Annotated in this window: 10 protein-coding genes; 8 read left to right on the top strand and 2 right to left on the bottom strand. The window is 64.3% G+C overall.

What is annotated here, in order from left to right:
- The first annotated feature begins 105 nt into the window (after positions 1-105).
- From D0544_RS09165 to D0544_RS09150, 4 genes are all read left to right on the top strand, one after another.
- Positions 106-813, top strand: coding sequence for a TetR/AcrR family transcriptional regulator (locus D0544_RS09165; protein WP_125015646.1), 708 nt, complete (start codon positions 106-108; stop codon positions 811-813).
- 71 nt (positions 814-884) lie between these two features.
- Positions 885-1634 (top strand): TIGR00266 family protein, encoded by a 750-nt coding sequence (locus D0544_RS09160; protein ID WP_125015645.1) that lies wholly within the window; start codon positions 885-887, stop codon positions 1632-1634.
- Positions 1635-1726: 92 nt separating this feature from the next.
- Complete coding sequence (locus D0544_RS09155) at positions 1727-1924, top strand: hypothetical protein (protein ID WP_125015644.1); 198 nt, start codon at positions 1727-1729, stop codon at positions 1922-1924.
- Complete coding sequence (locus D0544_RS09150) at positions 1921-2223, top strand: PA3694 family proteiin (protein WP_125015643.1); 303 nt, start codon at positions 1921-1923, stop codon at positions 2221-2223. Before D0544_RS09155 ends, D0544_RS09150 begins: the two co-directional genes overlap by 4 nt.
- On the opposite strand, the gene D0544_RS09145 is transcribed toward D0544_RS09150, so the two are convergent.
- Entirely contained in the window at positions 2204-3121 is a 918-nt protein-coding gene (locus D0544_RS09145; protein ID WP_125015642.1) for an HDOD domain-containing protein, read from the bottom strand. The two genes, D0544_RS09150 and D0544_RS09145, sit on opposite strands and share 20 nt — an antisense overlap.
- Positions 3122-3182: 61 nt before the next feature.
- On the bottom strand, positions 3183-4832 hold the full coding sequence (locus tag D0544_RS09140) for an AMP-binding protein (protein WP_125015641.1): 1650 nt from the start codon (positions 4830-4832) through the stop codon (positions 3183-3185).
- Between the two features lie 212 nt (positions 4833-5044).
- Between D0544_RS09140 and ung the strand changes: the two genes are divergently transcribed.
- The 4 genes from ung (at position 5045) to recD (ending at position 14759) form a co-directional block, all read left to right on the top strand.
- Positions 5045-5749 (top strand): uracil-DNA glycosylase, encoded by a 705-nt coding sequence (ung, locus tag D0544_RS09135; protein ID WP_125015640.1) that lies wholly within the window; start codon positions 5045-5047, stop codon positions 5747-5749.
- 127 nt (positions 5750-5876) lie between these two features.
- Positions 5877-9248 (top strand): exodeoxyribonuclease V subunit gamma, encoded by a 3372-nt coding sequence (gene recC / locus D0544_RS09130; protein ID WP_125015639.1) that lies wholly within the window; start codon positions 5877-5879, stop codon positions 9246-9248.
- Positions 9245-12805 carry an exodeoxyribonuclease V subunit beta gene (gene recB / locus D0544_RS09125; RefSeq protein WP_125015638.1) on the top strand — a complete coding sequence of 1187 codons (3561 nt, stop codon included), beginning with the start codon at positions 9245-9247 and terminating at the stop codon, positions 12803-12805. The genes recC and recB overlap by 4 nt, the downstream gene beginning before the upstream one ends.
- A complete protein-coding gene (gene recD / locus D0544_RS09120; protein ID WP_125015637.1) occupies positions 12798-14759 on the top strand; it encodes an exodeoxyribonuclease V subunit alpha in 1962 nt (653 codons plus the stop codon). Before recB ends, recD begins: the two co-directional genes overlap by 8 nt.
- The last annotated feature ends 1 nt before the right edge of the window (position 14760 follow it).

Genomic DNA, 14760 nt, shown 5'->3' with positions numbered 1-14760 from the left:
AGTGAGTCGCCGCCCCAGGGAGGGGCGGCAGCGAGGAGGCCGGGAAGGCCTACCGCAGATCCCGACGCCAGAGCGGGGCTGCAAAGAAGCAAGGGGGGACCTGCTTTGCCCGAGGATAAGAAAAGCCTGAATCGGCCGGATGGCCGTCAACCGATCAAGTACCGTGGACGCAAGGCCCGCCGCAGTGGCAGCGAACAGCGTCGCCGAACCATTCTGGAGGCGGCCCTCAGGGTGGCGATCCGTGAGGGGGTTCGGGGTATCCGCCACCGGGCGGTGGCCCGTGAGGCCAACGTACCGCTCTCGGCAACCACCTACTACTTCAAGGATATCAATGACCTGATCATCGATACCTTTACCCTCTTTGTCGAGCAGACCATTAGCGAGGTTAACCGCTTTTGGGTTGAGAGCGGCGAGCAGATCGAGCAGCTCTACAGCCAGCTCGACGACGCCCTCGACAGCCGCCGTATCTTCGCCGCCAACATGACCGACCTGGCCCAGGCCTTTGTCGCCCTGCAGGTCAATAGCCAGCGCGAGCGCCTGCTGGCCGAGCAGGCCCTGCATCAGGAGGCGCTGCGCTCCGCCAGCCTGCGTGACCTGGTGTTGGGATACCGCCATGACCTGCTGGCGGAACTGGTGGGTTTTTACCAGCGGCTGGGCACTTCCGATCCTGAGCTGGATGCGAGCCTGACCAACGCGGTGCTGATCGATTGCGAATACCAGTGCCTGTTGCATGGCGATGACTGGGAGCAGCAGGTACCGGTACGGGCCATATTGCACCGTCATTTCCTGCAGACCCTGGGGCTGGTCGACTAATCTAATGTAGCGCTTTCCGGTGGCTGCCGGGGCGTTACCCTTTACAACACCAGGCTAACAGGGAGAGTCCTATGCAGAGTCACGAAGTCGATTACCGCATCATCGGGCATGATATGCAGATGGTGGAGGTGGAACTGGACCCGGGTGAAACCGTGATCGCTGAAGCCGGCGCCATGACCTACATGGAACAGGGTATCGCCTTTGAGACCCGCATGGGGGATGGCTCCGATGCGGACCAGGGGGTGATGGGCAAGCTGTTCAGCGCCGGCAAACGGATGATCACCGGCGAATCCCTCTTTATGACCCACTTCAGCAACCAAGGGCAGGCCAAGCAGCGGGTTGCCTTCGCTGCTCCCTATCCGGGCTCGGTTATCCCCGTTAACCTCACGGAGGTTGAGGGCCAGCTCATCTGTCAGAAGGATGCCTTTCTCTGTGCCGCGCGGGGTACCAAGGTGGGGATCGCCCTCAACAAGCGCATCGGCTCCGGCTTTTTCGGTGGCGAGGGCTTTATCCTGCAGAAACTGGAGGGTGACGGCATGGTGTTTGTCCACGCCGGAGGGACGGTGGTGCGCAAGCAGCTCAACAACGAAACCCTGCGCCTGGATACCGGTTGCCTGGTGGCCTTTTCCCAGGGGATTGACTACGATATCGCCCTCAGTGGCGGCCTGAAAAGCATGCTGTTTGGCGGCGAAGGTCTGGTGCTCGCCACCCTCAGTGGCACCGGCACCGTGTGGATACAGAGCCTCCCCTTCTCGCGCCTGGCGGATCGTATCCTGGCCCATGCTCCCAAGGCGGGTGGCTCGAGCAAGGGCGAAAGCTAAACCCGGCCGGGCCCCGGGCGGGGGCAGGCCACCACATAATCGCTACCATGACGAACCCGCATTGGCGGGTTCGCTGCTATCGGGGAATCCATATGAAGAAACTGTTGTTGGGGGTGGTGCTCGGCCTGGTGGCCGGACTCTGGATGGGAGCCAATCTGGGCAAAGGGCAGGATATCTGGGACAACCCCTTCCGGGATAACTCCCTCAAGGGGCGCCTGGAGGAGAGTGGCCGTAACATCAGTGATGCGCTCAAGGAGGGGGCTGACGCCCTCAAGGATTCGGTCAAATGATGAATCTTGATCGTCCCCAGCTGGTCATTCTCACCGCCGTTGCCTCGATCCTGGTGACGGTGTCGGCGTTGCACTTCAAGGGCTACCTGAATCACTCCTCCGCCGAGGATGCTGTCGTCTACGAGGGCTTCAGCATGATCCTCAACGTGCCCGACATGGAGCAGTACGTCTCCGCCAGGGCCGCCAAGCAGAAAGCGGTTTGCGCCCAGGGCTTCTTGATGCTGGAGTCGGTCGAGGGGCCGGCCAAGGTGGGGCTGCTGGTGGATGGCCAGCGTCGCGCTATACGCTGCGATTTCTGAGGGTCGGGATCAGCGGGCGCCGCGGTGTGGGTTGGGGTGGCGGGGTGAGACTGCCCCCCAGCAGGGTCAGCACCGCCTCGATCTCGGGGCGCAGCTGGTCGAACAATCCCAACCCGCGGGGGATACGCATCAAGGCGAACACCGATTTGTTGTAGGCGGGCATCGACTCCAGCTCGGGCAGTGCACCGCCGGTCGGACCCTGCCCCAGCGCCAGCCGCCTGCCCAGAATTGACAGGTCCACCAGGTCGTAGGGCAGGCGGCTGTCCCGCAGCCAGTGGTTGCGTTCGCGAATCGCCTCCACGAAGGGGGCATCCAGCCCCCAGAATTTAAGCAGTACCACCCCGATATCGCCCCCCACCTCATCGAACATGCGATAGACCTCAGCGGGCTCCTCCAGCAGCTCCGGCCGCTCCTCCAACTGCACCAGCAGTAACAGGCAACCGATCTCCTGCATCAGCCCCGCCAGCATCGCCTGGTCGGGCTCGATAAAGGTGCTGTGCTTGGCCAGCACCGAGCAGACCGCCGCGCATTTGAGGCTGCGGTGCCAGAGCAGGCGCATGTACTGCATAAGTCGCGGGTTGCGGGAGAAGAACAGGTTCTTGATGCTGTAGGTGGTGGCGATGTTGCTGGTGGCGCTGGCCCCCATGCGCTGGATGGCGGTGCGCAGGTCCCGCGCCGGGGTCGGCTGGTGGTATAGGGGCGAATCGGCCATCTTCAGCAGATGGCCCGCCAGGGCCGGGTCGCCCTGCAGCAGTTGCACCAGGTCCTGGAGGTGGTAGTTGTGGCGGGCGATGGTTTGGCGAATTCTCAGGGAAACGTCGGGCAGGCAGGGCAACTCGACCTCACCGTTCAGAATCCGTTTGTACAGGGTCAGGTGAAAACCTCTGCTCGCTACCATCTTCCGCCTTTTGCGCCATTGCCGTTGCCCGCCATTGTAGCCTGCTGGTCGGGCCCCTGAATCAGTTGCCGATGCGGTTCTCCCACACCACCGGCTTGTCCAGTTTTTGGCTCAGCAGGTGGCCATAGCGTTTTTCCAGCTGGTCCCGTTTGAGCTTCAGGGTGGGGGTGAGGAGGCCGTTTTCGATGTCCCAGGCTTCCTCCGATACGATCAGGTGATCGAGGCGCTGGTGACTCTCCAGTTCGGCGTTGACCTCGTCCAGGGTCCTCTGCAGAGCGGCCTCGGTGTCGGGGCTGTAGTCCTGGAGCTGGGCGTTGAGCACGATCACCGCCAGTGGCTGCTTGCGACCGGAGCCCATTACGCAAACCTGCTCGATATCGTGGTTGCGGCCCAGCATGCTCTCGATCGGCACCGGCGCGACGTACTTGCCCTTGCCGGTCTTGAACTGCTCCTTGACCCGGCCCACGATCTCCCAGCTGCCATCCTCGCGGATGGCGCCGCGATCACCGGTGCGGAACCAGCCGTCGACAAAGGCTTCTGCCGTCGCCTCGGGGTTGCGGTAATACTCCCGGAACACCGCATCACCACGAATCAGCACCTCACCCTCTTCCGACAGCTTCATCTCAACGCACTGCTGGGGAACGCCGATGGTGCCCAGGCGATCAAGGGAGAAGGGGTTGTTGCCACAGGAGAGGCCGGAGGTTTCGGTCATGCCCCAGCCCTCGGAGATATGGATCCCGAGGCGGGCATACCAGCGCAGGGTCTCCACCGAGATAGGGGCGGAACCCGAGCCGAATACCCGTGTCTGGTCGAGGCCGAGGGCTTTGCGGATCTTGCGTTTGACCAGGCTGTTGAGCAACGGGATCTTAAGCAGTCGCTGCAGTTTTTTCTGGGGCAGTTGTGCCAGCACCTGGGCCTGGAACTTGGTCCACAGCCGGGGCACGGAAATAAAGAGGGTGGGGCGGGCGTGCTTGACGTCGTCAATAAAGGTGTCGAGGGATTCCACAAAGTAGATCTCGATCGGGCTGTAGAGCGTCATCAGCTCCACCACGCAGCGTTCGGTAATGTGCGCCAGGGGCAGGTAGGACATGGTGCAGTCGTTCGGCTGATGGGGGGTGAGGATCGACGAGCAGTAGCTGGAGGAGGCCACATTGCGGTAGCTCAGCACCACCCCCTTGGGCACTCCGGTGGAGCCGGAGGTGTAGACCAGGGTGACGGTGTCATCGGCGTCGGGGTTGTGCACCTCTTCCAGTGGCGGATACTGCTGCAGCCACTCCTCCCACTGCACCTGGCAGGGCAGGGTGGGGTAGGGGTAGGCGATGCGCAGGAGCGACTCGGGAATCGCCTCCTTGCCGGCGTCCAGGCTGTCCAGTTTGCCGATAAAGATCGCCTTGGCTTCGCTATGGTTGAGGATATGGCGAATGGTGTCCGCACCGGCCGTAGCGTAGATCGGTACGCTGATCATGCCCGCCATCATGATGGCGAAGTCGGTAATGAACCACTCGGCACTGTTCTTGGCAAAGATCGCGATGCGATCCCCCTCCACGAAACCTTGCGCCTTGAGGGCACTGGCGATGCGGCGGGCCTGCTGGTCCACTTCGCCCCAGCTGAGGGTGGTCCACTGCCGGTTTTTGGGCTGGTGCAGGTAGGCTTTGTCGGGGTGGGTTGCTACGTTGTGGGCCAGTTGTGCAAGGGGGAGTCGGTAGTCCATAGAGTGCTCGCTGTTATTGTTATCAAATGGCGGTTATCGGATCGCTCTGGGCGTATTGTTCTCCATTGCACCAAAGGATCTTCGGGTCGGCAAGGGGGGATGTAAACTATCACTCCAATGAATGATTGCGCGGGCCGGTGGGTGATAGTCGGCGCAGGCTGTGGGTATAATCGGGGCCTTTTATGCAGGCACCTACTGGAGGAGTCCACCCGATGCGACCCGAATCCCACAGGAAAGTGGAGCTCGAGCCCTGCTGGAAGGCGGTGCTGGAAGCCGAATTCAGCCAGCCCTACATGGAGCAGCTACGGGCGTTCCTGCAGCAGCAGAAGCAGGCGGGCAAGGCGGTCTACCCGGCGGGTTCCGAGATATTTAATGCCTTCAATACCACCCCCTTTGACCGGGTCAAGGTGGTGATCCTCGGGCAGGATCCCTACCACGGCGAAGGTCAGGCCCACGGTCTCAGCTTTTCAGTGCGGCCCGGGGTACGCATTCCCCCTTCGTTGGTCAATATCTACAAGGAGCTGGAGCGGGACCTCGGGGTGAGCCCCGCGCCTCACGGCTACTTGATGCACTGGGCCCGGCAGGGGGTGTTACTGCTGAACTCGGTATTGACCGTGGAGCAATCCCAGGCCGCCTCCCACCAGAACCAGGGCTGGGAGACCTTTACCGACCGCGCCATTGCCCGCCTTAACGAACAGCGCGATGGCCTGGTGTTTATGCTCTGGGGCAGCTACGCCCAGCGCAAGGGGGCCTTTATCGATGCGCAGCGCCACTGCGTGCTGCGGGCACCGCACCCCTCACCGCTGTCTGCGCACAGGGGGTTTATCGGCTGCGGCCACTTCTCCGCCGCCAACCGTTGGCTGATGGAGCGTGGAGAGGCGCCCATCGACTGGCAGTTACCCCTCGAACCCCAGTAAAGCGAGCCTGCTAACGGATCTCGCCAGACCTGTCGCCTGGGGCGACAGGTGACTCCGGTCACCTATGGTCAACCCCCTCTGGCTCGGGTAGCCTGTAGTTCTGCTTTTTTCGGGATCCCTCATCGACATGCTCAAGATCTACCACTCCAACTTCGCGGAGATCCACCAGGCCCTGATCGCCGATACCATACGCGAACAGCCGCTGGTGTCCCCCCTGGCCGACGAGGTGGTGTTGGTACAAAGTCCCGGCATGGCGCAGTGGCTCAAGCAGCGTCTGGCCGCGAACCTGGGGGTGGCCGCCAATATCCGCTTTCCGCTACCGTCGAGCTTTATCTGGGAGCTGTTTACGCGGGTGTTCCCGGATATGCCCGAGGAGTCCGCCTTCAACAAGGAATCAATGGGCTGGGTCCTGATGCAGCTGTTGCCCCGTTTCCTGTCGCAGCCGGAGTTCAGCTCCCTGCGGGGCTACCTTGCCGACGACCCGGCACAGCGCAAGCGCTATCAGCTGGCGATGAAGGTGGCCGATATCTTCGACCAGTACCTGGTCTACCGGCCGCAGTGGATACTCGACTGGGAGCAGGAAAAGGCCGGTACCGAGGCGGAGGCCGAGCACCCCTGGCAACCGATTCTGTGGCGGGCGCTGGTGGCCTACAACCGCGAGCGGGGAGGTAACGAGGCCCATCGGGCCAATCTGCAGCAGCGCTTTATCGACCGTCTGGCCAGCCAGGACGATCTGGATCTACCCGAGCGCATTTTCCTGTTTGGCGTCTCGGCCCTCGCCCCCCAGTACCTGGAGGTACTGCACCACCTGGGTCAGCGCTGTGACGTACACCTGATGCAGCTCAACCCCTGCCGTCATTACTGGGGCGACCTGCAGGACCCGGCCCACCAGAGCTGGCAGGCGCAGGCCTCCGGCCTGGGGGGGGATAACCCCCTGCTGGCCTCCATGGGCAAACTGGGGCGCGACTACCAGGCGCAGTTGCATGGGCTGGACCCCGCCCTGGCGGTGGAGCACCGGGAGCACTTTATCGAACGCCCCCCGACCCAACTGCTGGGAATGCTGCAGGGGGACCTGCTGGAGCTGAATAATCGTGGGGCGTTGCCCCCCGGCACGCCGCTGCCCGACGATAGCCACCACAAAACCCCGTTACCCGCCGGCGACGGCTCGCTGGAGCTGCACAGTTGCCACAGCCCCATGCGGGAGGTGGAGGTGCTTCACGACCGCCTGCTGGCGCTGTTCAACGCCGATCCCAACCTGCAGCCCAGGGATGTGCTGGTGATGGTGCCCCAGATCGACCACTACAGCGCCGCCATCCAGTCGGTGTTTGGCAGTCGCGAACACCCGATTCCCTACTCCATCGCCGATCGCGGAGTGCAGGCGGAGAACCCGCTTTTGGTGAGTTTTTTTCAACTACTGCAGATCCCCGGCAGCCGCTTCGAGGTCACCCGCCTGCTGGATATTCTCGAGGTGCCGCAGGTGATGGAGCGCTTCGATTTGCAACAGGATGAGTTTGACGAGCTGCGCGACTGGATTCGTGAGAGCGGCATTCGTTGGGGGCTGGATGCCGAGCAGTTGTCCTCAGCCGGCCTCTACCCCCAGCAGCAGAACAGCTGGCGCTTTGGTGTGCGCCGCATGTTGCTGGGGCTTTCGCGCCGTGAACGGGAGGGCAGCTTTGCCGCTATCCAGCCCTTCGAGGGAATCGAGGGATTGGGGGCGCAGAAACTGGGTAAATTGATTGACTACCTGGAGCAGCTCGACACCCTGCAACAACGGCTCACCCGCAGCGCCACGGTGGATCAGTGGCAGCAGCGCTGCCAGCAGCTGCTGCAGGATTTTTACAGCAAGGACAGCGACACCGAATACAGCTTCCGACTGATTCTGCGCGCCCTCGATCAGCTGGTGAAGCGCCTTAAGGGGGTTGGCTTCGAAGAGCCCCTCTCCCCGGAAGTGTTCCTTGAGCACCTGCAGGCCACCTTGCAAGATGAGGGAGGCTCACACCGGTTTCTGGCGGGTCAGGTCAACTTCTGCACCCTGATGCCCATGCGCTCGATTCCCTTCAGGGTGATCTGTCTGCTGGGGATGAACGATGGCGCCTACCCCCGCTCGCTGCCACCCATGGGGTTTGACCTGATGGCCGTCAAGCCCCGTCTCGGTGATCGCTCCCGCCGCGACGATGACCGCTACCTGTTTCTGGAGGCACTGCTGTCGGCGCGGGAGAAACTCTATATCAGCTACGTCGGGCGCAGTATTCGCGACAACAGCGAGCGGGTCCCCTCGGTGCTGGTGACCGAGCTGGTCGAATACTGCCAGCAGGGGTTTGTTGCGGCCGGGGAGAGCGATCTTTCTCACCGGGCCAGTGCCGAGCGGCTGCTTGCCGGGCTGCAGCGCCAGCACAGCCTGCAACCTTTTGGGCGTCAAAACTTCCTGCCCGGCGCAGATTCGGCATGGGATGGCCAGAGCTTTGACCGGCGCTGGCTGAGCGTTGCACAGACGCTTGAAGCGCACCAGCTAAGTGGCCCCGGCCAGCCGGCCGCCGCCTTTTGCGCGCAGCCGCTGCCACCACCCGATGGCGAGCAGGGGGGCGATCTGGGAGGGGATGCAGGGCGGGTGGAGATGCCGGCTTTGAGCCGCTTTTTCGACAACAGTGCCCGCTACTTTTTTAACCAGCGCTTGCGGGTGTTTTTTGACCAGTTTGGGGCGATGGAGGAGGCGGACGAACCTTTTGAGGAAGATCCGCTGCTGCGCTACCGTGCCTGTACGGAGCTGGTCGAGCGCCAACTGCGGGGCGAAAGCCCCGAGCCCTGGCAGCAACAGTTGCGGCTCTCCGGGGAGCTGCCCCACGCCGGCTTTGGCGAGCACCAGCTGATCGACTGGCAGGCGCGGGCCCATAGCCTGGAGGAGCCGCTACGCAGGCTGCGGCGCGGACCGGAGCAGGTCAAAACCCTGGAGATTTCGCTGCCCTCGGGACGCCTGTTGGGTCGTATCGGCAACCTGTTCGAGGGCGAGCGCCTGGTGCTCTGGCGGGCGGGAAAGCTGCGTGATGCCGATTGCCTGCGCCTCTGGTTGCACCACCTGGCGTTGAACGCCTGCGGTACCCCGACGCACTCCTTTTTTATCACCATCGATGAGTACGCCCAGCTGCAGGCCATTGAGCAGGCCGAGTGGGCCCGCGACCGGCTCGACTCCCTGCTGCAACTGTTTCAACAGGGCCTGCAGCAACCCCTGGCGCTTCCGCTGCAGGCCGCGATGGCCTGGGCTCGGAGCCTCGACAAGGGGGGCGACGAGGCGCAGTGCTGGACGAAAGCCTCGGCCGCCTGGGAGGGGGGGGAGTTCAAGTCGGGCGATGCCGACGACCCCTACTGGTCGCGTCTCTACCCCTCTGCCGATGCCCTGCGGGACAGCGACCTGCCGGCCCTGGCCGAGGCGGTGCTGCTGCCGATGCTGAGGGCACTCAAAACCGGCAAACTTGAGAGTCTGAAACCGGAGGTGCAGTCATGAGCCAGCCATCCGCTCACCAGCCCCTGGACGCGCGCCGCTTGCCCCTGCACTCGGTGCAGCTGATCGAGGCCAGCGCCGGTACCGGCAAGACCTACACCATCACCGCCCTCTACCTGCGTGCCCTGTTGGCGGTAGGACGCGAGCAGCCGCTGGGGTGCGAGCAGATTCTGGTGGTGACCTTTACCGAGGCCGCCACCGGTGAGCTGCGCGACCGCATCCGCCGGCGTATTGTGGAGGCACGGGAGGCACTGCTGCGGGGGGAGGCGGGTGACCCGCTTCTGGCGGCGATTCTCGCCGACTCACCGCTGGCGCGAGAGGAGCAGGTGGCGCGCCTGGAGCAAGCAGCGCGGCAGATGGATGAGGCGGCGATCTATACCATCCACGGTTTCTGTTGGCGTATGCTGACCCGCAACGCCTTCGAGAGCGGGGTGCTGTTCAGCAGCGAATTCACCATGGATGACCGGCCCCTGAAGTACCAGGCGGTCAAGGATTTCTGGCGCCAGAGCTTCTACCCCCTCGATCCCGAACTGGCCGCCATCGTAGGAGGGCTGTGGAAGAGTCCCCGGGCCCTGTTGGCCGATATCGAACCGATGATCAGCGCCGAGGATACGCGGCTGCTGCCAAGCCTCGAAGCTGTTGACCTCGAGGCGATGCACGACGACTACCGCGCGCGCCTGGATCGCTTCAAGGGGGCCTGGTTGGAGGCCGGCGGCGAGCTGGAAGCGCTGATTCAGGGCTCCGGCGTCAGCAAGAACTCCTACTCCAAGCGTTACTTGCCGGCCTGGCTCAATGCCGTTACCGAGTGGGCCCGCAGCGAATCATCGTCGCTGCCGGAGAAGATCGATAAATTTGCCCAGTCGATGCTGATCGACAAAACCCCCAAGGGGGAGCCACCGCGCCACCCCCTGTTTGAGCAGATTGATGAGCTGCTGGTCCAGCAGCCCCCCTACAAAGCGCTGCTGCGTAGCCAGGCGCTGGCGTTTGTGCGCCACCACCTGCGCCAGCAGAAGGAGCGCCAGGCGTTGATGATGCCCGACGACCTGCTGAGCCGGCTGGCGGGTGCCCTTGAGGGCGAGCGTGCTGAGGAGCTGGCAGCGCGGATTCGTGGCCTCTACCCCCTGGCCCTGATCGACGAGTTCCAGGACACCGACCCGCTGCAGTACCGCATCTTCAGCCGCCTCTATGGTCAGGGCCGTGACGGTGAGACCGGGCTGTTGATGATCGGCGACCCCAAACAGGCGATCTACAGTTTCCGCGGCGCCGATATCTTTACCTACATGCAGGCCCGGGAGAGTGCCCAGGGCACCTTCGGCATGGAGACCAACTGGCGCTCCACGCGGGCGATGGTGGACGCCGTCAACGCCCTGTTCGGTTTCTCCGGCGCCCCCTTTATCTACGACCGCCAGATCCGCTACGAGCCGGTTCGTGCCGCGGGCAGGGCCGACCAGTCACCCCTGGTGGTGGCGGGGCAGCCGCTGCAGGGGCTCTGTGTCTGGCCCCACCCTGCCGGCGATAACCCGGTACCGGCGGAGGCAATTCGCCAGGACTTTGCCCGCGCTACGGCACTGGAGATCAGCCGCCTGCTCACCAGCACCTACCAGGGGCAGGCCTGCATCGGTGATCGCCCCCTCCAGCCGGGGGATATGGCGGTACTGGTGCGGTCGCGTTTCGAGGCGGCATTGGTGCGTCGTGCACTGGCCCGCCAACGCATCGACAGCGTTTTCCTCAGCCGCGACAGCGTGTTTTCCACGTCGGTGGCCGGTGACCTGTTGCGTCTGCTGATGGCGGTGGCCGAACCCACCAACGAACGCCTGTTCAATGCCGCCCTGGCTACCGCGCTGCTGGGCTACAGCGCCGCGGAGCTGGATCGACTGACCCGGGAGGAGTCCCGCTGGGAGGCGATGCAGCAGCGCTTTATCGAAGCCCGCGAGTGTTGGCAGTATCAAGGGGTACTGCCCATGCTGCACCAGCTGATGCGTGAGCTGGGGATTGCTGAGTCCCAGGTTATGCGGGAAGAGGGGGAGCGCCACCTGACGGATCTGCTGCACCTGGGCGAGCTGTTGCAGCAGGCCAGCCTGGAGGTGGAGGGGGAGCACGGCCTGCTGCGCTGGTTTGCGCAGCAGCTGGGAGCCCAGGGCGAGGGCGGCGACGAGCAGCAGCTGCGACTGGAGAGCGACCGCAAACTGGTCAAGATCGTCACCATCCATAGCAGCAAGGGGCTCGAGTACGAGCTGGTATTCCTGCCCTTTATCAGCCTCTACCGCGCCAGCCGCAGCGGACGCTACCACGAAGCGGGCCAGCGTTACTGGGACCTGACCGACAGCCAGGAGGCGCAGGAGAAGGGGGAGCAGGAGCGATTGGCCGAGGACCTGCGCCTGCTCTACGTCGCGCTGACCCGCTCGATCCACGCCTGTTATCTGGGGATCGCCAACGTCGATGCCCGCTCGCGCCAGCGCCTTGCCGCCAGCGCCATCGGTTACCTGCTCAACAGCGCCCGGGAGGGTTCGCTGGAGGAGGGGCTGGGAGCCCAGTTGCAACGCCTGCAGGCCTTTACCGACCAGCGGTTTGGTGCCGGGGTGTTGCGTATCGAGGCGCCGCCGCAGGGACCGATCGCACCGCCGCAGCCCCCTCAGGCAGAGACCGAAGCCTTGTCAGTCTGTGCCTTTAAGGGGATGGTGGCCAATGACTGGCGCATCGGCAGCTACTCGGCGCTGGTCGCCCATGGCAGTAACGGTACCCCGGTAGGTGGGGCCTGGGGGGAGCTACCCGGCTTCGACCCCGAGCTGCAGACCGAGGCCAGGGTGGCGGCCACAGAGCCGTTGAGGCTGGATGCGTTCAGTTTTCCCCGCGGCGCCCAGGCGGGCACCTTTCTCCACAGCCTGTTCGAGAACCTGGATTTCGAACAGGCCGAGCGGGCCTCGATCGAAGCGATGCTGGCACCGCGCCTGCAAGCGGAGGATTACGACCCGGCCTGGGTGCAGCCCCTCGCCGACTGGCTACTGCAGGTACTGGCCTGTCCGCTGTCGGGACTGGAAACGGGGTTTGCCCTTCGCCAGCTGTCCACACAGCGCAAACGGGTGGAGATGGAGTTCTTGCTGCCGGTGGCCTCCCTCGAGGCCCCGGCTTTGAACCGCCTGCTCGAGCACCACGGACACCTGCCCCTGGAGGGGGTGGCGCCGCTGCAGTTCCAGCGCCTGAAGGGGATGCTCAAGGGCTTTATCGATCTGGTGTTTGAGCATCAGGGGCGCTATTTCGTGCTCGACTACAAGTCCAACCACCTGGGCGATCGTGCCGAGGATTACGCCCCGGCGGCCCTTGAACAGGCGATGCTCGAGCACCGTTACGACCTGCAGAGCCTGATCTACACCCTGGCCCTGCACCGCTACCTGAAAACCCGCCTGGCCGACTACGACTATGAGCGTCATCTGGGGGGCTGCTACTACCTGTTCCTCAGGGGCATGGCCGATGGCAGTGGCCAGCAGGGGATCTATTACGACCAGCCCGACAGGGAGCTGATTGCGGCGCTGGACGCGCTGTTGGAGGGGGCCGATGACTGAAAACGCAACACGCGAGCGAGTGGGGGACAGCAGCGATTCGCCTCTCAAGGGGCGCCTGCGCCAACTGCGCCTTGAGGGGCGCATCAGTGCCCTGGACTGGCATTTTGCCAGTTTTATGGAGGAGCTGGGGGACTCCCCCCGGGATGAGCTGCTGCTGGCGGCGCTGCTGCTGAGTTACGAGCTGGCCAAGGGCAACGTCTGCATCGATCTGCGCACCGTCGCCCAGGATTCGGGCCTGCCTCTGGAGTATCCCGAGGCCGAGCACTGGCGGGCGGCGTTGCTGACCTCTTCGCAGGGGGCCGAGGCGGTGATCTACCCCCTTGAGGGGGACTGGCAGGCGGCCTTCCAGTCTGGCGTACGCGCACCCCTGGTGCTGGAGGGGATGCGACTCTACCTCAACCGCTATTGGCAGTACGAGTGCGCCCTGGCCGAGGATCTGGGGCGGCGGGCCATGGCCAGCGCCCCCCTCGATGCCGACGCCCTCAAACGCACCCTGGCGCAGCTGTTTGGATCGGGTGCCGGGGAGGTCGACTGGCAGCAGGTGGCGGCTGCGGTCAGCGTGACCCGCCGCTTCAGTGTGATCAGTGGGGGGCCGGGTACCGGCAAAACCACCACGGTCACCAAACTGTTACTGGCGATGGTGGAGCAGTTCCGGCTGAGCCGCCGTCTTGAGCCCCGTATCCGGCTGGCGGCCCCCACCGGTAAGGCGGCGGCGAGGCTGACCGAATCGATCAAGCAGGCCAAGCGGGGGCTGGTGGAGGACCCCGCGCTGGCGGTGGAGGCCGGCTGGCTGGCGGCGATCCCCGAGGAGGCCGCCACCCTGCACCGCTTGCTGGGCTGGCAGGGGGGCGGTGGTCATTTTCGTTACCACCGGGACAACCCCCTCTCCCTCGATCTGCTGGTGCTGGATGAGGCCTCGATGGTGGACCTGCCGATGATGGCTCACCTGCTGGAGGCGTTGCCGGAGGAGGCTCAGCTGATCCTGCTGGGGGATCGTGACCAGCTGGCTTCGGTCGAGGCGGGCAGTGTGCTGGGGGATATCTGCGGCCAGGGGCTGCCGGCCTACTCGCCCCAGCAGTGGCAGCTGTTGGCGGGGCTCTGTGATGCACCTCTGCTGGCTGAACCGGCCCCCGACCGGCCCCAGACGGAGCGTGCGGCGATCAACAACAGTATCGGCCTGCTGCGTCACAGCTATCGCTTTGCTGGTGACAGTGGCATCGGCCAGCTGGCGAGCGCGGTCAATGCCGGTGATGTCGCGCTAGTGCGGCAGCTGCTGGCCGCAGATCGACCCGACCTGAACCGCTTTGCCCTCGGTCCTGAGGGTTACCGGCGTATGCTGGAGTGCGCGGTGGCCGGCTATACCCCCTACCTGCAGGCCCTGCAGCCGGGGGCCGACTTCGATCCCCGGACCGTACTCGACCTGTTGGGGCGTTTCCAGGTGCTGTGCGCGTTGCAGCAGGGAGATTACGGCGCCGAGGGGCTCAACGCGCGCATCGAACGGGCGCTGCGCCAGCAGGGGCTGATCCGCGGGGAGGGCGTCTGGTACGCGGGGCGTCCGGTGATGGTGACCCGCAACGACTATGGTATGCGCCTGTTCAACGGCGATATCGGTGTGGCGATGCCGGATCCGGCGCGCAATGGTGAGATTCGGGTCTGCTTCGAAAACGCCCAGGGCGAGCTGCGCTGGATTACCCCGGGGCGAATGCCCCAGCACAGCACGGTGTTCGCGATGACGGTGCACAAGTCCCAGGGCTCGGAGTTTGACCATCCGCTGCTGGTACTGCCGCCGGAGCATCGTCCCCTGGTTAGCCGCGAACTGCTCTATACCGGTATCACGCGGGCGCGCAAGCGGTTGGGCTTGATGATCGGGGATGAACTGTTGGAGCGTGCCCTGGGGACACGCACCCATCGGGTGTCGGGCCTGGCCGAGCGCTTGTGGGGGACCTCGCCCTGAG

Origin of the sequence: Aestuariirhabdus litorea, from assembly GCF_003864255.1 — a bacterium.
GTDB lineage: Bacteria > Pseudomonadota > Gammaproteobacteria > Pseudomonadales > Aestuariirhabdaceae > Aestuariirhabdus > Aestuariirhabdus litorea.
This window is presented reverse-complemented; position numbering and strand designations above follow the sequence as displayed.